This window comes from Acidimicrobiales bacterium, assembly GCA_016716005.1.
Taxonomy (GTDB): Bacteria; Actinomycetota; Acidimicrobiia; order Acidimicrobiales; family JADJXE01; genus JADJXE01.
Genome location: JADJXE010000001.1, coordinates 1,709,074 through 1,733,242, shown reverse-complemented (window position 1 = coordinate 1,733,242; position 24,169 = coordinate 1,709,074). Strand labels below are relative to the sequence as shown.

Here is a 24,169-nt window from a genome sequence, read left to right as displayed (position 1 = left end):
TCGCCCGGCCCCGATCGAGGTCACGCCGGACACGTGCGTCCTGGGCATCGAGACCTCCTGCGACGAGACGGCGGCCGCGGTCGTGCGGGGCCCGGCCACGGTGCTGTCGTCGGTCGTGAGCAGCCAGGTCGACCTGCACGCCCGCTTCGGCGGCGTCGTGCCCGAGATCGCCAGCCGGGCACACGTCGAGCTGCTCACCCCGGTGATCGCCGAGGCCCTGGTGGAGGCGGGGGTGGCCGACGGCGGCATCGACGCCGTGGCTGCCACCATCGGCCCGGGCCTGATCGGCTCGCTGCTCGTCGGGGTGAGCGCGGCGAAGGCGCTGGCGCTGGTGTGGGACGTGCCGTTCGTGGGCGTCAACCATCTCGAGGCCCACCTGGTCGCCTCGTTCCTCGAGGAGCCCGACCTCGAGCTGCCGCTGGTGGTGCTGCTCGTGTCCGGTGGGCACACCCTCCTCGTCCACATGGAGGACCACGGCCGGTACCGGCTGCTGGGCGGCACGGTCGACGACGCCGCCGGCGAGGCCTTCGACAAGGTCGCGCGCTACCTCGGGCTGGGGTACCCGGGCGGCCCGGCGATCGACCGCGTCGCGCTCGAGGGCGACCCCGCCGCCATCGCCTTCCCCCGGGCCATGCTCGACGAGAGCTACGACTTCTCCTTCAGCGGGCTGAAGACGGCCGTGGTCAACCACGTGCGGGCGCACCCCGACGTGGCCACGGCCGACGTGGCCGCGTCGTTCCAGCAGGCGGTCGTCGACGTGCTCGTCGCCAAGGCCCGGCGGGCGGTCCGGGAGGTGGGTGCCGCCGGGCTCTGCCTCGGTGGCGGGGTCGCGGCCAACACCGCCCTGCGCACGCAGGTGCTCGACGCCTGCGACGCCGATGGCATCCGCTGCTTCCTGCCGAGCCGGGCCCTGTGCACCGACAACGCGGCCATGATCGCGGCCGCGGGCTGGTGGCGGCTGCGCCTCGACGGCCCCACCCCGCTCGACGTGGGCGCCGACCCGAACCTGGCGCTGCGGCTGCTCTGAGCCCCGCCGGGCCGGCCCCGGCCGGCGGATCCGCGCGGGACGGTTGCGTTCCGGGGCCCAGCGGCCCTATCGTTAGCACTCGCCGTTTGAGAGTGCTAACGAATGCCAACGGAGGCATGCATGAAGCTCAAGCCCCTCGACGACCGCATCGTGGTTCGTGCCAACGAGGCCGAGGAGAAGACCGCCTCGGGCCTCGTGATCCCCGACACCGCCAAGGAGAAGCCCCAGCAGGGCGAGGTCCTGGCCGTGGGCCCGGGCCGGCGGTCGGAGCAGACCGGTGCGGTCATCCCGCTCGACGTGAAGGTCGGTGACACCGTCGTGTACAGCAAGTACGGCGGCACCGAGATCACCGTGGACGGCGAGGATCTCCTCATCCTCAGCTCCCGCGACATCCTCGCGACCCTCAAGAAGTAGGCGTCGTGGCCAAGATCCTGAAGTTCGACGAGGACGCCCGGCGGTCCCTGGAGGCGGGCGTGAACCGCCTGGCCGACGCGGTGAAGGTCACGCTCGGCCCCAAGGGCCGCAACGTCGTCCTCGACAAGAAGTGGGGCGCCCCCACCATCACGAACGACGGCGTGTCGATCGCCCGCGAGGTGGAGCTCGACGACCCGTTCGAGAACATGGGCGCGCAGCTCGTGAAGGAGGTCGCCACCAAGACGAACGACGTCGCCGGTGACGGCACCACCACCGCCACCGTGCTCGCCCAGGCCATGGTGCGCGAGGGCCTGCGCAACGTGGCCGCCGGCGCCAACCCGATGAGCCTCAAGAAGGGCATCGAGAAGGCCGTCGAGGCTGCCGTCGAGGCCATCCGCGAGCTGTCCAAGGACGTCGAGGACAAGAGCGAGATCGCCCAGGTCGCCGCCATCTCGGCCGCCGACCCGGCCATCGGCGAGGTGATCGCCGACGCCATCGACAAGGTCGGCAAGGACGGCGTTGTCACCGTCGAGGAGTCGAACACCTTCGGCATGGAGCTCGAGTTCACCGAGGGCATGCAGTTCGACAAGGGCTACATCTCGCCCTACTTCGTCACCGACCCGGAGCGCCAGGAGGCCGTGCTCGAGGAGCCGTTCATCCTGCTGGTCAACTCCAAGATCAGCAGCGTGCAGAGCCTGCTGCCGGTGCTCGAGAAGGTCATGCAGTCGGGCAAGCCGCTGGTGATCGTGGCCGAGGACGTCGAGGGCGAAGCCCTCGCCACCCTGGTGGTCAACAAGATCCGCGGCACGTTCAACTCGGTGGCGGTGAAGGCGCCGGGCTTCGGCGAGCGCCGCAAGGCGATGCTGCAGGACATGGCCATCCTCACCGGCGGCCAGGTCATCTCCGAGGAGGTCGGCCTCAAGCTCGACAACGTCACCCTCGACCTGCTCGGCCGGGCCCGCAAGATCGTCGTCACCAAGGACGACTCCACGATCGTGGAGGGCGCCGGCTCCGAGGCCGACGTGCAGGGCCGGATCAACCAGCTCAAGGCCGAGATCGACAGCACCGACTCCGACTGGGACCGCGAGAAGCTCCAGGAGCGGCTGGCCAAGCTGGCCGGCGGCGTCGCCGTCGTCAAGGTCGGTGCGGCCACCGAGGTGGAGCTCAAGGAGAAGAAGCACCGCATCGAGGACGCCCTGTCGGCCACCCGGGCCGCCATCGAGGAGGGTGTCGTCCCCGGTGGGGGCACGGCCCTGCTCCGGGCGCGCGGCTCGGTCGCCAAGGCGGTCGAGAGCCTCGAGGGAGACCAGGCAACCGGTGCCCGCATCGTGTACGTCGCCCTCGACGCCCCCGCCCGGCTCATCGCCGCCAACGCCGGCAGGGAGGGGGCGGTCACCGTGGAGCACGTCGAGCGCGAGACGGGCAGTGTCGGGTTCAACGCCGCCACCGGGCAGTTCGAGGACCTGGTGAAGGCGGGCGTGATCGATCCCGCCAAGGTCACCCGTGCCGCCCTGCAGAACGCGGCGTCGATCGTGGCGCTCCTGCTCACCACCGAGGCCGTCGTGGCCGACAAGCCGGAGCCCCCGAGCCCGGCGCCGGCCATGCCCCCCGGCGGTGGGATGGGGATGATGTAGCGCTCCGCACCTGCGCGGGTCGCACCGAGGGCCGGGGCCGTGGGGCCCCGGCCCTCGGCGTTCCCCGCCGGACCCCGTAGGCTCGTCCCCCGTGGAGACGCCCGCATCCGATCCGGCCAAGCTGCTCGCCTACTGGATGGAGTGGGAGCGCGGCGACACCCCACCCGGCCGGGTGATGTCGAACCTCAAGACGGCCGGGCTGCGCCAGCTCCTCGAGCGGCTGGCCGCCTCCGGCGAGGAGAGCTGACCGAGGCGATCAGCGCCCGGTGAAGCGGGGCTCTCGCTTGTCGGCGAACGCGGCCGGGCCTTCCTTGGCGTCGTCGCTGGCGTAGACCTCGGTGCCCAGGCGCAGCTCCTCGAGCAGGGCGTCGGCCTGCGGGAGGCGCTGACCCCGCCACACCGCCTCCTTGATCCGGCGGACGGCGAGGGGGCCGTTGCGGCAGAGCCGCTCGGCGATCTCGCGGGCCCGGTCGAGGGCCTGGCCCGGGCCCGCGGGCACGACCTCGTTGACCAGGCCGATCTCGAGCGCGGTGGGGGCGTCGATGCGGTCGCCGAGGAGCAACAGCTCCATGGCCCGGCAGTGGGGGACCTGGCGGGGGAGGCGCACGGTGGCGCCGGAGATGGGCATCAGCCCCCACCGCACCTGCTGCAGGCCGAACGTGGCGTGCTCGGCCGCATAGCGCAGATCGGTGGCGAGGAGCAGCTCGAGGCCGCCGGCGACGCAGTGGCCGTTGACCGCGGCCACGATCGGCTTGGGGAAGAACCGGTCGCGGAGCAGCGTGCGGTTGGTGTTCGGGTACCGCTGCTCGTCTCCCCGCCCGCCGGTGACGCCGGGGATGGTGAGCTTCAGGTCGGCACCCGAGCAGAAGGCCTCGTCGCCGGCACCGGTGAGGATCACCGCGAGCACGTCGTCGTCGTCCTCGGCCGCGTCCCAGGCTTCGGCGAGCCCGTAGAGCATCGCCGGGTCGAGGGCGTTGCGGGCCTCGGGCCGGTCGAGCGTGATGATGGCGATCCGGTGGTCCACCTCGTAACGAACGGACATGCCCCTATCCTGCCAGCGTGCCCGGGGGGTCCCGAACATGACGCGCCGTGGCGGGAGCCAGCGCATCCCGCGGCCACCCGGTGCCCGGCCCGGCCGGCCCGCTCCCTGGGCCGGGCTGGCGCCCGCCGAGCGGCGGGTGAGCCTCGACGCCATCCGGGAGCGCGTGGCTGTTCGCGGCCCGGGCCGGCGCAGCCCGGCCGAGCTGCCGGGCGTCCGGGCCGCGGCGGTGCTCGCCCCGCTCTACGAGGAGGCCGGCGAGGTGCGGGTCGTCCTCACCCGGCGGGCCGAGCACCTGCGGTCCCACCGGGGCGAGATCAGCTTCCCCGGCGGTGGCCAGGATCCGGGCGAGACGTGGACCCGCACGGCCCTGCGCGAGGCCCACGAGGAGATCGGCCTCGACCCGTCGACCGTCGAGGTGATCGGTGAGCTCGACCACCTCAGCACCATCGTGAGCCGGTCGTTCATCGTGCCGCTGGTGGGGGTGCTGCCGGGGCCGCCGAGGCTCGTGCCCAACCCGGCGGAGGTGGACCGGGTGCTCGAGGTGCCGCTGGACGAGCTGGTCGCCGACGGCGTCTTCCGGGAGGAGCGCTGGGGGCTGGCCCGGCTCGACCGCCCGGTCTGGTTCTTCGAGCTGATCGGCGAGACGATCTGGGGGGCCACTGCGGCCATGTTGCGCCAGCTGCTCTCGGTGGCGCTCGACTGCGAGCGATGAGCGGCTCCAGCAACTGGCGCTCGACGCCGATGGGAGGGGGGTGGGAACCTCTCGGGTCATGACCGTCTGCTCTCGGCGCCTGGTCGGCGCCGTGCTCGTGGTGCTGGCGGTGCTGGCGCTGGCCGCCTGCATGTCGGCCGAGGAGCGGTCGTCGTTCGACCGCGTGAACGGCCTCCGGGCGCAGCGTGGCCTCCCGGCGCTGGCCGAGGACCGGGAGCTGGTGGACAAGGCCCGCGCCTGGGCGCAGGTGCTGGCGGCCGAGGGCGGGCTCCGTCACTCCGACCTGCACCAGGGCACGACCCCGGGTCGCTGGGGCGCGCTGGCCGAGAACGTCGGGTTCGCCGGCCCCGGCGCCGACGTCGCCGGCCTGGTGCTCGCCGTGCAGCGGGCCTTCGAGGGCTCGCCGACCCACCTCGCCAACCAGCTCGACGGTCGGTACACCCATGCGGGCGTGGGCGTGGCCCGATCCGCCGACGGGCGGGTCTTCGTGGTGCAGGAGCTCGCGGCGGCCCGCTGAGCCGCCGGCGGCCGGGCGGCGTCAGACCGGCCGGGCCAGCCCGTCGATCAGGTGCCAGAGCCCGTCGACGTGCTCGCGGGTGGTGGCGGTGCCGCCGATGGCCACCCGCAGCACGAGCCGGTCGTCGAGCCTGGTGTGGGTGCAGAGCACCCGCCGGGTGGCGTTGAGGTCGTCGAGGAGCTGCTGGGTGGCGTCGTCGCCGGCGGTGTGGCGGAGGCACACCAGGCCGAGGGGGGCGGGAGCGGCCAGCTCGACGCGGGGGTCGGCGTCGACGCGTGCGGCCAGCTCGGCGGCGAGGGCCAGGTGGCCACGGAGGTGCGCCCGCAGGCCCTCGGCGCCGTAGTGGCGGAGCACGAACCACAGCTTCAGGGCTCGGAACCGCCGCCCCAGGGGCACCTGCCAGTCTCGGTAGTCGACGACCGCGCCTGACGAGGAGGCCGGGTTGCGGAGGTACTCGGGCTGGATCCCGAGGGCACCGGTGAGCGCGGCCCGGTCGGCCACGTAGAAGGCCGTGCAGTCGAAGTTCGTGAGCAACCACTTGTGCGGGTTGGTGCAGTAGCTGTCGGCCAGCTCGAGGCCGTCGTGGATCCAGCGAAGCTCCGGGCACAGGGCAGCCACACCGGCGTAGGCCGCGTCGACGTGGAGCCAGAGGCCGTGGCGGTGGCACACCTCGCCGACGGCGCGCACCGGGTCGATGGCCGTGGACGAGGTGGTGCCGACGGTGGCGCAGGTGAAGAACGGCCGCCGGCCGGCGGCCAGGTCGGCGCGGATCGCCCGGTCGAGCGCGTCGGGCCGCATGGCGTGGGTGTGGTCGACCTCCACCAGCCGGAGGTTGTCGCTGCCGATGCCGGCGACCCGCACGGCCTTCTCGACCGACGAGTGGGCCTGGCTCGACGCGTAGGCCACCAGGCTGCCGTCGGCGCCCCGTCGGTTGGACCGGCCGGCGGTGGCCCGCTCGCGCGCCGCCACCAGCGCGCACAGCACCGCGCTGGACGCGCTGTCCTGGATCACCCCGCCTCCGGTCGACGTCGATCGGAGAGCCGCCGGGAGGCCCAGGAGGTCGGCCAGCCAGTCGAGCACGTGGGCCTCCACCTCGGTGCAGGCCGGGCTCGTCGACCACAGCATCCCCTGGACGCCCAGGCCGGCGGCGACGAGGTCGCCGAGGATCCCCGGGCCCGACGAGTTCGCCGGGAAGTAGCCGAAGAAGCCCGGGGCCTGCCAGTGGGTCAGGGCCGGCACGACCACGCGATCGAGGTCGGCGAGCACGGCGTCGAAGGGCTCGCCCCACTGGGGCGCCGCCGGCGGGAGCAGCGCCCGCACGTCGCCGGGCGCGACGTCGGGGGTCACGGGGAGATCCGGGAGCCGCTCGAGGTACGACGCCACCCAGTCGACCGTGGCGTGGCCCCACCGCCGCAGCTCGTCGGGCGTCATGTGGCGGGGCGGCGTGGCCTGCTGGTCGTCCATGCGGCCGGCGAGCCTACGGGTCGGCCGGGCGCAGCGCCCGCCGGTGACACCGCCGATGGTCGCCGGCCCTACCGTGGCCGCCATGCACGCCCGGCCCGACCTCGACCCTGCCCGCTTCGCGGTGCACCGCGCCGCTCCCCGCGGCTTCGCCCAGGCCTACGTGCGCGAGGGCGTGGGCGGCGTGCCGCTCGTGCTCGTCCACGGCTGGCCCGAGACCAAGCGGGTGTACTGGCGGGTGATCGCGCCGCTGGCGTCAGCTGGCTTCGACGTGATCGTGCCCGACCTGCGGGGGTTCGGCGACAGTGACCTCGGCCCCGACGGGTTCCACGACGTGCCCGCCCACAGCCGCGACCTCCACGCCCTGGTGCGCGACCACCTGGGCCTCGATCGGGTCGTGCTGGTCGGTGGCGATCTGGGCGGGCCCGTGATCCAGGACCTGTCGCTCCGCCACCCCGGCTGGGTCGACCGGCTCGTGATCTTCAACTCGCCCCTGCCGTACGACAAGGAGCGCATGGCCGGCATGCGCACCCGCCCTCCCGCCGAGTCCGCCGACTACTTCGTCCGGCAGGGCACGGAAGCCGATGCCCTCGCCGCCGAGCTGGCCACCGCCGATCAGCGCCGCCGCTACGTCGCCACCTTCTACACGTCGCGGTTCTGGGCCCATCCCGGCGCGTTCGACCCGGCGGCGGTGGCGTTCCACGTCGAGCCCTTCGCCGACGGAGCCAGGCTCCGGGCGGGCTTCGGCGCCTACGAGAGCGCCTTCTCGGAGGCCGCTCGGAGCGAGCCGCCCGTGCTCACGACCAACCCCACGCCCGCGCTGATCCTCTTCGGGCCGTCGGATCACGTGATCTACCCGGAGTTCGACCGCATGGCCACCGTGGTGTTCCCGAACCACGTGGGGCCGTTCCTGCTCCGCGACTGCGGGCACTTCGTCCCGTGGGAGGCGGCGGAGTCGCTGGTGGGGTCGGTGCGCGCGTTCTGCGGCGATCGCCTGGCGCTCGCCGGGCACCCCCCGTTCCCGTCCGCCCGGGGGTAGGGTCGGGCTCATGCCGACGGTGACGTTCGAGGGGGACACGCACGCCGAGATCGTGGCCAAGGTGCGCAAGTGGCTGGCGTCGACCGAGCAGGAGGCGCCCACCCTCTCGCCCACCGAGGCCGTCCAGGCCGGCGCCGAGCTCACCAAGGAGGCGCTGCGGATCATCGCGTCGGCCGCGCCCAAGCCGGTGGCCGAGAGCGACGTGGTGAAGTCGCTGCGCGACATGGGCTACAAGGCCACCGACACCACCCGCGACGCCATGGTCGAGAGCCTCGACGCCATCGCGTCGCTCACGGGCGGCGGGGTGCTGCGCAGGGTCACCGACGCCGGGGCCAAGGTGGCCTTCGAGATGAACGCGGCGGTGGCCAAGCAGGTCTTGAAGAGCCTCCGCGGCTGACCGGTCCCTCTCGGCGAGCGCCGGGGCACCCCTGCCGGGCCCCCCACCGGGGCTAGACTGACCGCTTCCGGGGCAGGGCGAGCGGAAGGTGGTTGCCGTGGCCGAGGTCGAGATCGGCATGGGCAAGTCGGGGCGACGGGCGTACGGGTTCGACGACATCGCCATCGTGCCGAGCCGGCGCACCCGCGACCCGGAGGACGTCGACATCTCGTGGGAGATCGACGCGTTCCGGTTCGAGCTCCCCCTCATGGCGGCGGCCATGGACGGGGTCGTGAGCCCGGCCACCGCCATCGAGATCGGGCGCCTGGGCGGGGTGGGCGTGCTGAACCTCGAGGGCCTGTGGACCCGCTACGAGGACCCCGACGCCCTGCTCGAGGAGATCTCCGAGCTCACGGCCGAGAAGGCCACCCAGCGGATGCAGGAGATCTACCAGGAGCCGATCCACGAGGAGCTGATCGGGCTGCGGATCCGCCAGATCCGCGAGGCGGGCATGGTGGCCTGCGCGTCGGTCACCCCGCAGCGCACCGAGCGGTTCTCGAAGGCGATCCTCGACGCCGAGCTCGACCTGCTGGTGATCCAGGGCACCGTCGTCTCGGCCGAGCACGTGTCGAAGACCGTGGAGCCCCTCAACCTCAAGCGCTTCATCCGCGAGCTCGACATCCCGGTGATCGTCGGTGGCTGCGCCAGCTACCAGGCGGCGCTGCACCTCATGCGCACCGGCGCGGTGGGCGTGCTGGTCGGCGTCGGCCCCGGCCACGCCTGCACGACCCGCGGCGTCCTCGGCATCGGGGTGCCGCAGGCCACGGCCATCGCCGACGCCCGGGCCGCCCGCATGCGCCACCTCGACGAGACGGGCGTGTACGTGCACGTCATCGCCGATGGCGGCATGGGCACCGGCGGCGACATCGCGAAGGCCATCGTCTGCGGGGCCGACGCGGTGATGCTGGGGTCACCCCTGGCGGCCGCGGCCGAGGCGCCGGGTCGGGGCTACCACTGGGGCATGGCCACGTTCCACCCCACGCTGCCCCGCGGGGCCCGGGTCAACGTCGGCACGCGAGGCACCATGGCCGAGATCCTCGTCGGCCCGGCCCACGAGAACGACGGCCGCATGAACCTGTTCGGCGCCCTGCGCACCTCCATGGCCACCTGCGGCTACGACTCGGTGAAGGACTTCCAGAAGGCCGAGGTGATGGTGGCACCCGCGCTGCAGACCGAGGGCAAGGCGCTCCAGAAGGCCCAGCGCGTGGGCATGGGCCACTGAGCCCGCCCGATCCCACCGACCCCCCGTGACCGCCCTGCCGACCGCTGACGGCCCCTTCGACCCCACGCTGGAGGCGGCCTTCGACACGGTGCTCGTGGTCGACTTCGGCGCCCAGTACGCACAGCTGATCGCCCGGCGGGTCCGGGAGGCGCACGTCTACTCGGAGATCGTGCCGCACTCCATCACCGCGGCCGAGCTCGTCGAGCGGCAGCCGGCCGGGGTGATCCTCTCGGGTGGGCCCGCCAGCGTGAACGTCGAGGGTGCACCCGGTCTCGACCCGGCCATCTACGCCGCCGGGGTCCCGATCCTCGGCATCTGCTACGGCGCCCAGCTCCTGGCCCGCGACCTGGGCGGCGAGGTGGCCGAGACGGGGCAGGGCGAGTACGGGCGAACGGGGCTGCGGGTCGTGTCGGGGGGCGTGCTGCTCGCCGACCAGCCGGTCGAGCAGCCGGTGTGGATGAGCCACTTCGACTCGATCGTGCGCGCGCCCGACGGCGCACGGATCACCGCGGCCACCGCCTCCACGCCGGCGGCCGCCTTCGAGGCGCCCGACCGTGGCCTCTACGGGGTGCAGTTCCACCCGGAGGTGGTCCACACGCCCCACGGCCAGGAGCTCCTCAAGCGGTTCCTCTACCGGGCCTGCGGGTGCCGGCCCACGTGGACGATGACCTCGATCATCGAGACGTCGGTCGAGGTCATCCGGGCCCAGGTGGGCGGGGCCGAGGTGATCTGCGGCCTCTCCGGCGGGGTCGACTCGGCCGTCGCCGCCGCGCTGGTCCACAAGGCGATCGGCGACCAGCTGACGTGCGTGTTCGTCGACCACGGGCTGCTGCGGGAAGGCGAGGCCGAGCAGGTCGTCGAGTCCTTCACCCGGCACCAGGGCATCACGCTGCTCCACGTCGAGGCCTCCGACCGCTTCCTCGACGCCCTCGACGGGGTGACCGACCCCGAGGAGAAGCGCAAGGCCATCGGCGAGCTGTTCATCCGCGTGTTCGAGGACGCCGCCGGCTCGATCGGCGAGGCCCGCTTCCTGGTGCAGGGGACCCTCTATCCCGACGTGATCGAGTCGGGCACCAAGGACGCAGCCAGGATCAAGAGCCACCACAACGTGGGGGGCCTGCCGGAGGACATGGACTTCGAGCTGGTCGAGCCGTTGCGTGCCCTCTTCAAGGACGAGGTCCGGCGGGTGGGGGAGGAGCTGGGCCTGCCCGAGGAGATCGTGTGGCGCCAGCCGTTCCCGGGTCCCGGGCTGGCGGTGCGGATCATCGGGGCCGTCACCAGGGACAAGCTGGCGACGCTGCGCCGGGCCGATGCCATCGTGCGCGAGGAGATCCGGCGGGCCGGGCTCGACCGTGAGGTTTGGCAGGCCTTCGCCGTGCTGCCCGACATCCGCTCGGTCGGCGTGATGGGAGACGAGCGCACGTACGCCCACCCGATCATCGTGCGGGCGGTCACCAGCGAGGACGCCATGACCGCCGACTGGGCCCGGCTGCCGTACGACCTCCTCGAGCGCATGGCCAGCCGGATCATCAACGAGGTGCCGGGCGTGAACCGGGTCGCCTACGACATCACGTCCAAGCCGCCCGGCACCATCGAGTGGGAGTGACGAGACCCCACCCCGTCCGGCTCGTCGATCGCCGGCCCGCCCTCGCCGCCGATCTCGTCGTGGCGCGCTGCGTGCCGCCGCACCGCTTCGCCGACGTGCGGTTCGACACCTACCGGCCCAACCCCGGCCACCCCAGCCAGGCCGAGGCGCTGGCCGCGGTGCGGGCGGTGGCGAGTCGGCTCGAGACCGGGGCGGACGGCCCGGGCGGCGGGCTCGGAGGCCGGGGACGGGGCCGGTTCCGCCGCCGCCGGGCCGGCGCCGAGTCGCCCGGCGAGGCCCCCGGTCGGTACCTCGACGGTGGCTTCGGCGTGGGCAAGACCCACCTGCTGGCGGCCCTGTGGCACGAGTCGCCACGGCCGTCGGCCTACCTCACGTTCGCCGAGCTGGCGGCCGTGATCGGCTTCCTCGGCATGGAGGCGGCCGTCGAGGCCTTCGCCGGGTGCCGGCTCCTCTGCATCGACGAGTTCGAGCTCGACGACGTCGCCAACACGCTGATGACGGTCACGTTCCTGCGAGCGGTGGTCGGCGCCGGGACGCTGGTCGTCACCACGTCCAACTCCCTGCCGGACCGGCTGGGCGAGGGGCGGTTCCACGCCGACGACTTCCGCCGGGAGATCGCGGCCATCGCCTCGCACTTCGAGGTGATCCGGATCGACGGGCCCGATTACCGCGCCGGCCAGCGCGTGGTCACCGAGCTCTGCGCGCCCGGGGAGCTCGACTCCCTGGCCGAGGGGTGGCGGGCGGCGGGCAGCACCGTCGCCGAGGACCGCTTCGACGAGCTGCTCGCCCACCTCCGAGTGGTGCACCCGGTGCAGGTCGGCGCGCTGCTCGACGGGCTCGACGCCGTCGCCGTCCACGGCGTCCACCCCATCGCCAACCAGGGGGACGCGCTGCTCGTCGTGCACCTCGTCGACGAGCTGTACGACGCCGGCCTCACCGTGGGCCTGTCGGGCTGCCGGGTCGACCAGCTGTTCCCCGACACGTACCGCCATGGCGGCTACCGGGTGAAGTACGGCCGCTGCGAGAGCCGCCTGTCGGCCCTGCTCGCCGAGGCGGCCACCGCCGCAGCGGGCTGAGCCGGTCCGGGCGGGCGTCGTGGCCGGTGGGGACCGGTGTCGGCGCCGCCAGCGGCGGGGCTGCTGGCCCTGGAGGGCTCCCGCCGGTAGCATGACGGTCCTGTGACGGACCCGCGCCGCCACCGGCACCGCGTGCCGGCCCCGATCCGGGTGCTGCTCCTGGCCCTCCTCGCCGTGCTGCCAGTGGTCGCGCTCGTCCCCCCCGCCGCGGCCGACAGCATCGCCGAGAAGCGAGCCGAGGCGCAGCGGGTGGCCGACGAGCTCGAGCAGCTCCAGGACCGCGTCAGCGTGCTGGCCGAGCAGCACCACCAGGCCCAGTCCCGGCTGGACGAGCTCGAGCGCCAGGTGGCCGACAACCAGGTCGCGCTCGAGCGCACCACCCAGCAGGAGGACCAGGCCCGCCTCCGCCTGCAGGACTGGGCCGTGCGCGCCTACGTGAACGTCGACGCCGACTCCGGCCTGGTGTCGATCCTGAGCAGCGACGGCTCGGACCTGGGCCAGCGGGTGGGCTACGTCGACGCCGCCCTTCGCCGTGACCGCCGGGTGATCGACGATCTGCGCGCCGCCGAGGAGGACGCCCGGGTGAGCCGGGATGCCCTCGCCACGGCGCGCGACGAGGCCGCCGCGGTCGAGTCCGAGATGGAGGGGCAGACCGCCGAGGCCGACGCCGCCGTCGACCAGCAGACCCAGCTGCTCGCACGGGTGCAGGGCGAGCTGGCCACCCTGGTGGCCGAGGAGCAGCAGCGGCGGGCCGACGAGGAGGCCCGCCGGGCGCGGGCCGAGGCCCAGGCCGCCGCCGCCCGGGCCGTGCCGCCGGCGGTGCCGTCCCGGCCGTCGAGCGGTGGCGGTGGTGGCGGCGGCGGGGGCGCAGCCCGCCCCACGCCCCAGCCCCTCGCTCCCCTCCCCCCGGTCAACGGTCGCGTCGGCGAGGTGATCGCCGCGGCCCAGAGCCAGCTGGGGGTGCCCTACCGCTACGCCGGCACCTCGCCGTCGGAGGGCTTCGACTGCTCGGGGCTGGTGGTGTGGGCGTACCGCCAGATCGGGGTCAGCCTCCCCCGGTCGTCGTTCGCCCAGTGGGACGCCCTGCCCGCGGTGCCGATCGACCAGCTCCAGCCAGGTGACCTGGTGTTCTTCTACCCCGACGTCCACCACGTGGGCCTCTACGTGGGCAACGGCCAGATGATCCACGCACCGCACACCGGCGACGTCGTGAAGTACGCCTCGGTCTGGCGCGACAACCTCACGGGCGCCCGCCGACCCATCGGCTGAGCGTGGCGCCGCACGACGACCTCGCCGACTTCCAGCGGGGCTCGTTCACGTGGCAGGGCGCCACCCGCACCGTGTTCCGCCGAGGCGAGGGCCCGGGCGTGGTGGTCATGCACGAGATGCCGGGCATCACGCCGGCCGTCGCGGGGTTCGGTCGGCGGGTGGCCGACGCCGGGTTCACGGCCGTGCTGCCCTGCCTGTTCGGCGAGCCGGGCAAGCCGATGTCGCCGACGTACGGTGCTCGCCAGCTGGCGTGGGGGTGCGTGTCGCGGGAGTTCACCACCTGGGCCACCGGCCGGACCTCGCCCATCGTGGCCTGGTGCCGGGCCCTGGCCCGCCAGGTGCACGCCGAGTGCGGGGGTCCGGGCGTGGGCGCGCTGGGGATGTGCTTCACGGGCGGCTTCGCCCTGGCCATGATGGTCGACGACGGGGTCGTGGCCCCGGTGCTCTCGCAGCCGTCGCTGCCCTTCGCCGTCGGGCCGGGCCGCTCCGCCGATCTGGGGCTCTCGCCCGCCGACGAGGCCCGGGTGCGGGAGCGTGCCGAGGCGGGCTGCGACGTGCTCGGGCTGCGGTTCACCCACGACCGCTTCGTGCCTGCGGCCCGCTTCGCGTCGCTCCGCCGGCTGCTCGGCGAGCGGTTCCTCTCGGTCGAGATCGACTCGTCGCCGGGCAACCCGTGGGGGCTCAGCGGCGCCTCGCACTCCGTGCTCACCGAGCACCTCGTCGACGAGCCCGGCCACCCCACCGCCGAGGCGCTGCACCAGGTTCTCGAGTTCTTCCGGGAGCGGCTGGAGCCCACCGCCGGCTGACCGGCGTGCCCGAGGGCCGACACCACCCGGCCGTAGGATGGCATGGCGATGGCGTCCCTCCTCGAAGGCCTCAACCCGGTGCAGCGCGAGGCCGCGGCCCACGGCGACGGGCCCCTGCTCATCGTCGCCGGGGCCGGGTCGGGCAAGACCCGGGTGCTCACCCACCGCATCGCCCACCTGATCGCCGAGCACGGCGTCTCCCCCTACCGCATCCTCGCCATCACCTTCACCAACAAGGCCGCCGACGAGATGCGGCACCGGGTCGAGCAGCTGGTCGGGCCGGTCGCTCGCAAGATGTGGGTGAGCACGTTCCACGCCGCCTGCGTGCGGATCCTGCGCCGCGACGGTCATCTGCTCGGCTACCCGTCGAGCTTCACGATCTACGACCAGGCCGACGCCGTGCGGCTCACCGGCTACGTCCTGCGCGACAAGAACATCGACGCCAAGCGGTTCCCTCCCCGGGGCGTCCACGCCGCCATCAGCGCGGCCAAGAACGAGCTGCTCGGGCCGGCCGACCAGGCCGAGCGGGCCGCCACGATCTTCGACCGCCGGATCGCCGACGTGTACGCCGAGTACCAGGCTCGCCTGCACAAGGCCGGCGCCATGGACTTCGACGATCTCCTGGCCAACGTGGTGCGGCTGTTCCGCGAGCACCCCGACGTGCTGGCCCACTACCAGGAGCGCTTCCAGCACATCCTGGTCGACGAGTACCAGGACACCAACCACGCCCAGAACGAGCTCGTGTTGGCCCTCGCCGCCGACCACCGCAACGTGTGCGTGGTCGGCGACAGCGACCAGTGCCTGCCGCCCGGGACCCTGGTGACCACGCCGTCAGGGGCGGTGCCGATCGAGGCGGTCGCCGCGGGCGACGTGGTGGTGGGCACCGGTGGTCGGGTCGATCCGGTGGCCGGCCGGGTCGCCGCCGTGGCGCGGGGCCACTACGCCGGCCCGCTCGTCACCGTGGCGGCGGGTGGCCGCGAGCTGCGGGGAACGCCCCACCACCTCGTGCCGGCGCGCCTCGCCCTCGGTCCGAGCCACCACCTCGTGTACCTCATGCATCGATCGGATCGGGGCTACCGGATCGGGCGGACGGAGCCGATGGGTGCCGTCGGGGCCGGTCGCCACGACGGCGGGCTCGGCGCTCTCCTCGACCGGGAGCACGCCGACGCGGCGTGGATCCTGCAGGTGTGCGCCTCGTCGGCCGAGGCGGCCTACGGCGAGGCCTTCCACGCCGCCGAGCACGGCCTTCCCACGACACCGTTCCGGGGCGTGGCCGGCGAGGCGGACGACGAGGAGTGGCGGGAGCGCCTCTACCTCGAGCTGGACACGGCTCGCAGCGCGAAGCGCCTGCTCGACGGGCTGTCGCTCCACCCGGGCTTCCCGCACGTGCGGCCCGACGGCGGCGGCCGCCGCCCGACCGTCGACCTCACCATGTTCTCGGATGCGCGCGGCACGGCCGTGGGCCGGCACCGGGTGCAGTGGTCGTCGAGTGACGACGCGGCCGCCGGGCTGCGCGCCGCCGGCCTCCCCGTGCGCGCGGGGACGCTCGCCGGCACGGCTCGGCTGGAGACCGGTCACGACGAGTACCCCGAGGCGCTCGCGCTCGCCCGGGCGGCCGCGGCGGCCGGGGGGCTGGGGCTGCGGCGCCGGGTGTCGGTGGGCGGCACGATCTACGACCTCGCTCCCCTCGCCCACCTCCGGCCCGGGATGCGGGTGCTCGTGCACGACGCCGGCGTGCTCCGCGAGGCCCCCGTCGCGGGGGTCGACGTCGAGGCCTACGACGGCCCCGTGTTCGACCTGGAGGTCGAGCGCACCCACACGTACCTCGCGAGCGGCCTGCTCGTGCACAACTCGATCTACAACTTTCGTGGCGCCGACATCCGCAACATCCTCGAGTTCGAGCAGGCCTTCCCCGACGTCACGGTGATCCTGCTCGAGCAGAACTACCGATCGACGCAGACGATCCTCGACGCCGCCAACGCCCTGATCGCCAACAACCTGGGCCGCAAGCCCAAGGAGCTCTGGACCGACCAGGGAGCCGGCGCCCGCCATCACCCGCTACCAGGCCGACGACGAGGGCGACGAGGCCCAGTGGGTCGCCCACACCGCCGGCGCGCTGCACGACGCCGAGGGCTACCGGTGGGGCGACATCGCCGTGTTCCACCGCACCAACGCCCAGAGCCGGGTGGTGGAGGAGGGCCTGATGCGAGCCGGGATCCCCTACAAGGTGGTGGGCGGCACCCGGTTCTACGACCGCCGGGAGATCAAGGACGCCCTGGCCTACCTGAAGGCGGTGGTGAACCCGGCCGACGAGGTCAGCGTGAAGCGGGTGCTCAACGTACCGAAGCGGGGGGTCGGCGACACCACGGTCGGTCGTCTCGACGCGTGGGCCGCCGCCCACGGCCTGACCTTCGCCCAGGCCCTGCGCCGGGCCGACGACGCCGGCGCCAGCGGCCCGGCCCTGCGCGGCATCGCGCGGTTCGTCGAGCTGATCGACGGGCTGGCCGAGCTGGTGCCCGACGGTCCCGCAGCCGTGCTGCACGCGGCCCTGGAGCGCAGCGGCTACGCCCAGGAGCTCGAGGCCGAGCACTCCGTCGAGGCCGACGGCCGGCTCGAGAACCTGGCCGAGCTGGTGGGGGTGGCCAAGGACTTCGACGGCGTCGACGAGTTCCTGGAGCAGGTGGGCCTGGTCGCCGACACCGACGAGCTGCCCGCCCCCGGGGAGGACGCCAGCCAGGTCGTGCTCATGACCCTGCACGCGGCCAAGGGCCTCGAGTTCCCCGTCGTCTTCATGGTCGGCTGCGAGGACGGCGTCTTCCCCCACCTGCGCTCGCTGGGCGAGCCCGACCAGCTGGAGGAGGAGCGCCGCCTGGCCTACGTGGGCATCACCAGGGCGCGTGAGCGGCTCTACCTCAGCCACGCCTGGAGCCGCACCATCTTCGGCTCCACCCAGTACAACCCGCCCAGCCGGTTCCTCGACGAGATCCCGGCCGAGCTGGTCGAGACCACGGGCGAGGGTCGGCGCCTCGGCCGCGAGCGGAGCGCCGGGTGGGATCGCGACGGCTGGGGCGGCGGATCGGGCTGGGGTGGCGATCGCCGCTCCGAGGCCCGGGAGCGCATCGTCGATCGGGCGGTGGCCGCGGGCAACCGGCCGAGCCCGAGCGGCGCCGACCGTCTCGGGCTCAGGCGGGGTGACGACGTGCGCCACAACGCCTGGGGCGAGGGCGTGGTGCTCGACGTCACCGGCGAGGGCGACAAGGCCGAGGCGGTCGTGCGCTTCCCGGGCGTGGGCGAGAAGCGCCTGCTCCTCGCCTGGGCGCCCCTCCAGAAGCTCTGAGCCGGGGCCGACCCGGCTACGGCTGGGGCGCGACGCCACCTCCACCGACGGGGTCGTCGGCCGTGGGATCGTGCATGCAGAGCGTGTAGGCCATCTGCTCGGGTCCGGGCTCCCCCGAGCCGTACGGGCTGCAGTCGAGCGACAGCTCGTTCGACGTGGCCGCCGGGCTCGTGGCGCCGCCGACCACCGCCACAACTTGGAACGTCCAGCTCGCCGCCGGGTTGTTGCCCCACACGGTGAACGTCGTCTGGGTGGTGCCGGCGGCCACCGACTTGGAGCCGGTCGCCGACCCGCCCTGCAGCGCCGTCACCGTGTACGACTGCACCTCGCAGCCGCTGGGCGCCTGCCACGTCACGGTGGCCGGCAGGCCCAGGTCGGTGCCGCCCGGCCACGTCCCGGCGCTGGCCTGCACGCCCGTCGGCGCGCAGTCGGCCGCCGTGCTGCCCGGTGGGGGTTCGGTGGGCGGTTGCGGCGGGGGCTCGACGGGCGGCTGCGGCGTGGGCAGCACGGGCGCCGGGGGCGTCGGGGGCTGCTCGCCGCCCGGAGGTGGCGCGGCGGGGTGGTTCGCCTTGAACAGGATGGTGCCGCCCGGCGGGAGGCTGCCCGAGTACTCCTGGCGCAGCGCCCCGCCGGCGGTGGCCTCCACGTCGGTGGCGACCAGCACGATCTCGGGCTCCCCGCTCCCGGCGTGCAGCGCGGCGGGCACGATGGGAGCGAGGCCTCCGTTGGAGACGAAGGCGAGGGTGAAGCTCTGGGGTCCCTCACCGGCGCACTCGCCGTAGTAGTGGACCTCGAGCAGGTACTCGCCGAGGGGGGCCTGCCCGGGGGGCCAGAAGACGTTCTCGACGGGTGGGTCGCCGGCGCAGGCACCGTTGGCGTCCACGTCGAGCTGGCCCCCGCTGGGCGAACTGGTGGCCTCGTAGCTGATGCGGGCGCCGGTGGGGTCGGTGACGGCAAGGTCGAGGTCGGCGGTGCTGCTCCAGCGCAGGGTCACCTGCACGTCGCCGGAGCCGAGCGTCGGCTCCTCCGGCACGGTGACGGTCGGGGGCACGGTGCCTTCGGGGGGTGGGCCCTCCTCGCAGCCGGGGAACGTCGGGTACTCGATGCAGATCTCCTCGCCTGGGATCGGGTCGTCACGGTCGGGCGGCCACCCCGGCGGCCGGTTGATGCCGCCCCCGGAGATGACGTCGACGATCACGAAGATGTTGATCTGGACGTTCACCTGGGTGATGACGGTGATGCGGGTGGGGGAGAAGCCCGGCCACGGGTTGCCCCGGTAGCGGGGCCGGCCGGAGGTGGGGACCGGTGGGGTCAGCGGGTTGCCGCAGCCGCACTTCACCCGGGGCACGCCGTACACGTCGACCAGCACGGCGGTGCCGGCCTGCAGCACCGCCTGGCGGGCGGTGGCCCGGCCGTTGCTGAACCCGTGGTTCGTGACCCGGGTGTCGCGGGTCAGCACCATCGGGGTGAGCGAGCGCAAGTAGCCGGGGATGTCGCCCACGGGGATGCCGAGGACCTGGGCGAAGGCTGCGGCCTTGTCGCGGTTCTGCTGCAGGTAGGTGATCTGGCGCTCCACGTCGCACGTGGCCTGGTTCAGGGAGCCGCCGTACAGGCCGACCTGGTCACCGGCCACCGCCGTGACCGTCGTGGCGCCCCTCGCCGTCGTCGAGGTGCTGGCCGTGGACGTGCTGGCCGTCGAGGTGGTGGACGGCACGGTGGGGGCGGTCATGTCGGTGGGGAGCGCCGCGGTGCTGTCGGTGAAGGGATCGGGCCCCGAGGTGGCGGCGGCTTCGAGGAAGACCTCACCGCCGGCCTCGTCGCCGCCGGCGAGGACCAGCACGCCGACCACCAGCGCGACCACGGCCAGGACCCCGACGCCGCTGAGGACGAGCGCCAGGGTGGTGCGGCGCCGCTTCGGCCCCTCGGCCGGGGGCGGGTAGGGCAGGGGCGCGGCCGGGCCGGGGGGCGGCGGGGGAGGCGGCGGGGGAGCGGTGGGGCCGGGGGGGCCGGGGGGCGGGCCGGTCGGGGGTCCCGCGGCTGGGTCCCCGGGGCCGACCGGGGCGCCACAGCCGGTGCAGAAGTGGGCGCCGGGCGTGACCGGCCGACCGCACGAGGAGCAGAAGCTCGTGACCTCGCTCATCGCTCATCACCTCGACTCGAGGGGGCCCGACGGGCGAGGGGTGCCCGTCGGTGCGCACCCATCGTGCGCCGGCGGTCGCACGCGCCCAGGGGCGAAGGTCCCGCCGGGCGGTCGGGGCCCCGCGGCGGCCCGTTGCCCGGCCGTTCTCCGCCTCGTCGACCACCGCCGGGGTGGTGAACCCGCCGGAGAACGGACTCGCAAGCCGCCTCGGCCGCCGGGGGCGGCCGGTCTGGCCCGGGACGGGTCGGGTCGTCCAGACTGCTGGCGTGATCGGCCGCGCTGTCGCCCGTGCCCGCCTGGCCCTGCAGCGCGACCACACCCTGGGCACGATCCTCGAGCGCCTGGCGCACATCCACGGCAGCGGGGCCCTGGCCGAGGAGGACGGCACCGGCCTGCGGCTCACGTACGCCCAGGCGGCCAAGCGGGTCGACCGCTGGGCCGGGGGCATCCGGGCCGAGGTCGACCCCGGCGACCGGGTGGTGATCCACACCCGCAACGGCTACGAGCTGCTGCTGCTGTGCCTGGCCGCGGCCCGCGCCGGTGCCCTCCCCGTGCCGGTGAACACCCAGATGCGGCCGGACGAGGTGCGCCACGTGGTGAGCGACGCCGGGGCCCGGCTCGTGGTCGAGAGCGTGCACCAGGTGGACGGGGCCCAGCCGCTCGGGCGGGCCGAGCCGGTGCCGCCGGCGCAGGTCGCCGCCCTCTTCTACACGTCGGGCACCACCGGGAGGCCCAAGGGGGCGGAGCTCACCCACCAGGCGCTCGTGGGCCAGCTGGCCACCGGCGCCCTGTGGCCCGCCGACCTGCGACGGGACGAGGCCGTGGTGGCCCTGCCGGTGCCGCACATCATGGGCTTCGTCACCCTGCTCGGCCTGGCGACCGCCGGCATCCCCGCCTACGTGCTGCCCAAGTTCCGGCCCGACGTGGTGCTCGACGCCATCGAGACCAGGCGCTGCACCATGTTCATCGGGGTCCCGGCGATGTACCGGATGCTCCTCGAGGCCGGCGCCGAGCAGCGCGACCTGTCGTCGGTGCGGCTGTGGGCGTCCGGGGCCGACGTGATGCCGCCCGAGCTGGCCCGCCGCTTCCAGAGGATGGGCGCCCTCGTCACCCTTCCACTGGTGCACCGCAGCGTCGGCCAAGCCGTGTTCATGGAGGGGTACGGGATGGTGGAGCTGGCCGGCGGGGCCGCGGCCAAGCTGTCGCTCCCGTTCCTGGCCCTCATCCCCGGCGATGCCCTCGGCATGGCCCTCCCCCGGTACCGGATGAAGGTCGTCGACGATCACGGGCACGAGGTCGTGCCCGGCCAGGTGGGCGAGCTCTGGGTGAAGGGCCCGGGCGTGCTGCGCGGCTACCACAACGACCCCGAGGCCACCGCCGCGGTGGTGACACCCGAGGGCTGGCTGCGCACCGGCGACCTGGCGCGCAAGGGGCCGTTCGGCACGGTGCTGTTCGCGGGCCGCAAGAAGGACGTGATCAAGCACGGCGGCTACTCGGTGTACGCCATCGAGGTCGAGGCCGCGCTCGAGGAGCACCCGGACGTGCTCGAGGCCGCGGTGGTGGGCCTGCCCGACGACCGCATGGGCGAGGTGCCGGTCGCCGCGGTGAGGCTGGCCGAGGGATCGTCGATCACGCCGGACGAGCTGGTCGCCTGGGCCCGTACCCGGCTGGCCGAGTACAAGGCCCCGCAGCGCGTGGTGGTGGTGGACGACCTGCCCCGCACCGGCACGTCGAAGGTGCAGCGGGCCGAGATCCTCGCCCACTTCTAGGGGCGGGGGCGCGCCGCCGAGGGTGCCGTGGTGGACGTCGTGGTGCCCCGACCCGGCCGGCCCTCCGGCGTGAGGTCGACGACCAGCAGCCCGTCGTCGTCGACGCGCGTGGGGTAGCCGGGCTGATCGCCGCCGTCGGCGGGCACGACGGTGCCGTCGCAGGGATCGACGAAGCGGCCGTCGTCGGCCACCCACTCGAGGGTGCAGGAGCGGGGCTGACCCGCGAGCCGTGCGTCGAACGCGACCCACCCGGCGTCGGGGTCGGCCGCCAGGTGCTGCACCCAGATGTCTCGCTGGCCGCCCACGAGGAGGTCCTGGAAGAGCAGCGGACGGTCGTCGCGCTCGATGGCGGCCGCCAGCTGCTCGGCCGGACCGACCACGAACTCGTCGTCGCCCAGGCGGACGTCGACGTCGCCCGAGCCGGCCAGGTTCGCGACCGACACGAACACGCCGATGCCGATCAGCACGCCTGCCCCCGCGCCGAGGGCACGAACGGTGGTGCGCCTCACGACGGCGGATCGCGCCGGCCCGCGGGCGCGCCGGCGGCATTGGGAGGGGTCACGGGCACCCGCTTAGTATGCGACCTCGTCGGGACCCCCCTCCAGAGCGGGAGCGCGCGTGGACCTCTTCGAGTACCAGGGCAAGCAGTACTTCGGCCGCTACGGGATCCCGGTGTCGGCCGGCGAGCCGGTCACCACCGTCGACGACGCCGTCGCCGCCGCCGGGCGGGTCGGCTACCCGGTGGTCGTGAAGGCACAGGTGCAGGTGGGCGGCCGGGGCAAGGCGGGCGGCATCAAGCTGGCCGCCGACGCCGACGAGGTCCGCCTCCACGCGGGGAACATCCTCGGCATGGACATCAAGGGCCACGTCGTGCGCCGGGTCTGGATCGAGCACGCCTCCGACATCGACAAGGAGTACTACGCCTCGTTCACCCTCGACCGGGGCCGAAAGCTCCACCTGGGGATGGTGTCGGCCAGGGGCGGGGTCGACATCGAGCAGGTCGCGGCCGAGGATCCGTCGGCCATCGCGAAGCTCCACATCGACCCCGTGGACGGCCTCACCCGGGCCGACGCCGAGTGGTTGGTGACCGAGGCCGGGCTCGACGCCGAAGCCCGCTCGGGCGCGGTCGAGGTGCTCCTGTCGCTGTGGCGCTGCTTCGTGGAGGGCGACTGCGACCTGGTCGAGATCAACCCCCTCATCCTCACGCCCGACGGCCGGGTGCACGCGCTCGACGCCAAGGTCACCCTCGACGACAACGCGGAGTTCCGGCATCCCGAGTGGGAGGAGTTCAAGGCGGTGGTCGAGCGCGACCACCGCGAGCAGCTCGCCCACGAGAAGGGCCTGCAGTACATCGGCCTGGACGGCACCGTCGGGATCATCGCCAACGGGGCCGGGCTGGCCATGAGCACGCTCGACGTGGTGACCCAGGTGGGCGGCAAGGCCGCCAACTTCCTCGACATCGGTGGTGGCGCCAGCGCCGACGTGATGGCCGGCGCGCTCGAGGTGATCAACACCGACGAGAAGGTGAGGAGCATCCTCATCAACATCTTCGGGGGCATCACGCGCGGCACCGAGGTGGCCAACGGCATCGTCGAGGCCTTCTCGCGGGTCGACGTCCGGGCCCCGATCGTGATCCGCCTCGACGGCACGCTGGCCGACGAGGGCCAGAAGATCCTGGCCGCCCACCGCACCGAGAAGCTGATCGTCGCACCCACCATGCTCGACGCCGCGCGCATCGCCGTCGACCTGGCCTCGAAGTAGAGGAGCCGAGATGTCGATCTTCGTCGACGAGCGCACCAAGGTCATCGTCCAGGGCCTCACCGGCGGCCAGGGCCGGTTCCACGGCCTCCGCAACCGCGACTACGGCACCCAGGTCGTCGCCGGCGTCACCCCCGGCAAGGGCGGCCAGGACGTCGAGGGCATCCCCGTGTTCGACACCGTGGCCGATGCCGTGGCCGCCACCGGCGCCAACGCGTCGTTCGTGTCGGTGCCGCCCAAGATGGCCTCGGGCGCCGTCCTCGAAGCCGCCACCGCCGGGATCCCGTTCATCGTGTGCATCACCGAGGGCATCCCGATGCACGACGAGGCCCGCACCTTCAACCTGCTGAAGCGCGACCACGCCGAGAGCCGGCTGCTCGGCCCCAACTGCCCGGGGGTGATCAGCCCCGGCAAGTGCAACATCGGCATCACCGCCGGTGAGATCGCACTGCCGGGCGGGCCCGTCGGCATCGTCAGCCGGTCGGGCACGCTCACGTACCAGGCGCTCTACGAGCTGAAGCAGATGGGCATCGGCGTCACCACCTGCGTGGGGATCGGCGGCGACCCGGTGCCGGGCACCAACTTCATCGACTGCCTCTCGGCCTTCGAGGCCGACCCCGACACCAGCGCCGTGATCATGATCGGCGAGATCGGTGGCGAGGAGGAGGAGAAGGCGGCGGCCTTCATCGCCGACCACATGTCGAAGCCGGTGGTCGCGTACATCGCGGGGGTCACCGCCCCGCCGGGCAAGAAGATGGGCCACGCCGGCGCCATCATCAGCGGCTCGAAGGGCACGGCTCAGGCCAAGATGGAGGCCCTCGGGGCCGCGGGCGCCAGGGTGGGCCAGAACCCCACCGAGACCGGCCTGCTCATGGCCGAGGTGCTCGCCACCCTCTAGCGGGGG

The 24,169-nt window shown here is 73.8% G+C and carries 20 protein-coding genes and 2 pseudogenes; 18 read left to right on the top strand and 4 right to left on the bottom strand.

Annotation, left to right across the window (positions count from 1 at the left end; all coding sequences use genetic code 11):
- Positions 1 to 13 precede the first annotated feature (13 nt).
- From tsaD to IPM45_08370, 4 genes are all read left to right on the top strand, one after another.
- Positions 14 to 1,027 carry a tRNA (adenosine(37)-N6)-threonylcarbamoyltransferase complex transferase subunit TsaD gene (gene tsaD / locus IPM45_08385; protein MBK9179575.1) on the top strand — a complete coding sequence of 338 codons (1,014 nt, stop codon included), beginning with the start codon at positions 14 to 16 and terminating at the stop codon, positions 1,025 to 1,027.
- Between the two features lie 120 nt (positions 1,028 to 1,147).
- On the top strand, positions 1,148 to 1,441 hold the full coding sequence (groES, locus tag IPM45_08380) for a co-chaperone GroES (protein MBK9179574.1): 294 nt from the start codon (positions 1,148 to 1,150) through the stop codon (positions 1,439 to 1,441).
- Between the two features lie 5 nt (positions 1,442 to 1,446).
- Positions 1,447 to 3,075: a chaperonin GroEL gene (gene groL, locus IPM45_08375; protein ID MBK9179573.1), complete on the top strand. Its 1,629-nt coding sequence runs from the start codon at positions 1,447 to 1,449 to the stop codon at positions 3,073 to 3,075.
- Positions 3,076 to 3,166: 91 nt separating this feature from the next.
- Positions 3,167 to 3,322, top strand: a complete 156-nt coding sequence (locus tag IPM45_08370) for a hypothetical protein (GenBank protein ID MBK9179572.1) — start codon at positions 3,167 to 3,169, stop codon at positions 3,320 to 3,322.
- 9 nt (positions 3,323 to 3,331) lie between these two features.
- On the opposite strand, the gene IPM45_08365 is transcribed toward IPM45_08370, so the two are convergent.
- Positions 3,332 to 4,117, bottom strand: coding sequence for an enoyl-CoA hydratase/isomerase family protein (locus IPM45_08365; GenBank protein MBK9179571.1), 786 nt, complete (start codon positions 4,115 to 4,117; stop codon positions 3,332 to 3,334).
- Positions 4,118 to 4,154: 37 nt separating this feature from the next.
- On the opposite strand from IPM45_08365, the gene IPM45_08360 reads away from it, so the two are divergent.
- Together IPM45_08360 and IPM45_08355 are read left to right on the top strand one after the other, a co-directional pair.
- Entirely contained in the window at positions 4,155 to 4,829 is a 675-nt protein-coding gene (locus IPM45_08360) for a CoA pyrophosphatase (protein MBK9179570.1), read from the top strand.
- A gap of 58 nt (positions 4,830 to 4,887) precedes the next feature.
- Entirely contained in the window at positions 4,888 to 5,346 is a 459-nt protein-coding gene (locus IPM45_08355; GenBank protein ID MBK9179569.1) for a CAP domain-containing protein, read from the top strand.
- Positions 5,347 to 5,367: 21 nt separating this feature from the next.
- Here the strand turns inward: IPM45_08355 and IPM45_08350 are convergent, their stop codons facing one another.
- Positions 5,368 to 6,777: an aspartate aminotransferase family protein gene (locus IPM45_08350; GenBank protein ID MBK9179568.1), complete on the bottom strand. Its 1,410-nt coding sequence runs from the start codon at positions 6,775 to 6,777 to the stop codon at positions 5,368 to 5,370.
- A gap of 115 nt (positions 6,778 to 6,892) precedes the next feature.
- Here IPM45_08350 and IPM45_08345 point away from each other — a divergent pair, with 115 nt between their 5' ends.
- The 9 genes and pseudogenes from IPM45_08345 (at position 6,893) to IPM45_08305 (ending at position 17,598) form a co-directional block, all read left to right on the top strand.
- The gene (locus tag IPM45_08345; protein MBK9179567.1) at positions 6,893 to 7,846 is read left to right on the top strand and encodes an alpha/beta hydrolase; all 954 of its coding nucleotides are present in this window, start codon (positions 6,893 to 6,895) and stop codon (positions 7,844 to 7,846) included.
- A gap of 10 nt (positions 7,847 to 7,856) precedes the next feature.
- Complete coding sequence (locus tag IPM45_08340) at positions 7,857 to 8,243, top strand: hypothetical protein (GenBank protein ID MBK9179566.1); 387 nt, start codon at positions 7,857 to 7,859, stop codon at positions 8,241 to 8,243.
- Between the two features lie 97 nt (positions 8,244 to 8,340).
- Positions 8,341 to 9,504 carry a GuaB3 family IMP dehydrogenase-related protein gene (locus tag IPM45_08335; GenBank protein ID MBK9179565.1) on the top strand — a complete coding sequence of 388 codons (1,164 nt, stop codon included), beginning with the start codon at positions 8,341 to 8,343 and terminating at the stop codon, positions 9,502 to 9,504.
- A gap of 67 nt (positions 9,505 to 9,571) precedes the next feature.
- Positions 9,572 to 11,110, top strand: coding sequence for a glutamine-hydrolyzing GMP synthase (guaA, locus tag IPM45_08330; protein MBK9179564.1), 1,539 nt, complete (start codon positions 9,572 to 9,574; stop codon positions 11,108 to 11,110).
- Entirely contained in the window at positions 11,107 to 12,186 is a 1,080-nt protein-coding gene (zapE, locus tag IPM45_08325) for a cell division protein ZapE (GenBank protein MBK9179563.1), read from the top strand. The genes guaA and zapE overlap by 4 nt, the downstream gene beginning before the upstream one ends.
- 102 nt (positions 12,187 to 12,288) lie before the next feature.
- Positions 12,289 to 13,455, top strand: coding sequence for a C40 family peptidase (locus IPM45_08320; GenBank protein MBK9179562.1), 1,167 nt, complete (start codon positions 12,289 to 12,291; stop codon positions 13,453 to 13,455).
- Between the two features lie 2 nt (positions 13,456 to 13,457).
- Positions 13,458 to 14,261 (top strand): dienelactone hydrolase family protein, encoded by an 804-nt coding sequence (locus tag IPM45_08315; protein MBK9179561.1) that lies wholly within the window; start codon positions 13,458 to 13,460, stop codon positions 14,259 to 14,261.
- 42 nt (positions 14,262 to 14,303) lie between these two features.
- Positions 14,304 to 15,068: pseudogene (locus IPM45_08310) on the top strand (UvrD-helicase domain-containing protein).
- 291 nt (positions 15,069 to 15,359) lie between these two features.
- Positions 15,360 to 17,598, top strand: a pseudogene (locus tag IPM45_08305) (ATP-binding domain-containing protein).
- Between the two features lie 16 nt (positions 17,599 to 17,614).
- Here IPM45_08305 and IPM45_08300 read toward each other — a convergent pair.
- Positions 17,615 to 19,738, bottom strand: coding sequence for a zinc-ribbon domain-containing protein (locus IPM45_08300; protein MBK9179560.1), 2,124 nt, complete (start codon positions 19,736 to 19,738; stop codon positions 17,615 to 17,617).
- A 266-nt stretch (positions 19,739 to 20,004) separates the two neighbouring features.
- Between IPM45_08300 and IPM45_08295 the strand changes: the two genes are divergently transcribed.
- A complete protein-coding gene (locus tag IPM45_08295) occupies positions 20,005 to 21,507 on the top strand; it encodes an AMP-binding protein (GenBank protein MBK9179559.1) in 1,503 nt (500 codons plus the stop codon).
- Here the strand turns inward: IPM45_08295 and IPM45_08290 are convergent.
- Positions 21,504 to 22,016 carry a hypothetical protein gene (locus tag IPM45_08290; GenBank protein MBK9179558.1) on the bottom strand — a complete coding sequence of 171 codons (513 nt, stop codon included), beginning with the start codon at positions 22,014 to 22,016 and terminating at the stop codon, positions 21,504 to 21,506. The two genes, IPM45_08295 and IPM45_08290, sit on opposite strands and share 4 nt — an antisense overlap.
- A 109-nt stretch (positions 22,017 to 22,125) precedes the next feature.
- On the opposite strand from IPM45_08290, the gene sucC reads away from it, so the two are divergent.
- Both sucC and sucD read left to right on the top strand, forming a co-directional pair.
- Entirely contained in the window at positions 22,126 to 23,268 is a 1,143-nt protein-coding gene (gene sucC, locus IPM45_08285; GenBank protein MBK9179557.1) for an ADP-forming succinate--CoA ligase subunit beta, read from the top strand.
- 10 nt (positions 23,269 to 23,278) lie between these two features.
- A complete protein-coding gene (gene sucD, locus IPM45_08280; GenBank protein ID MBK9179556.1) occupies positions 23,279 to 24,163 on the top strand; it encodes a succinate--CoA ligase subunit alpha in 885 nt (294 codons plus the stop codon).
- The last annotated feature ends 6 nt before the right edge of the window (positions 24,164 to 24,169 follow it).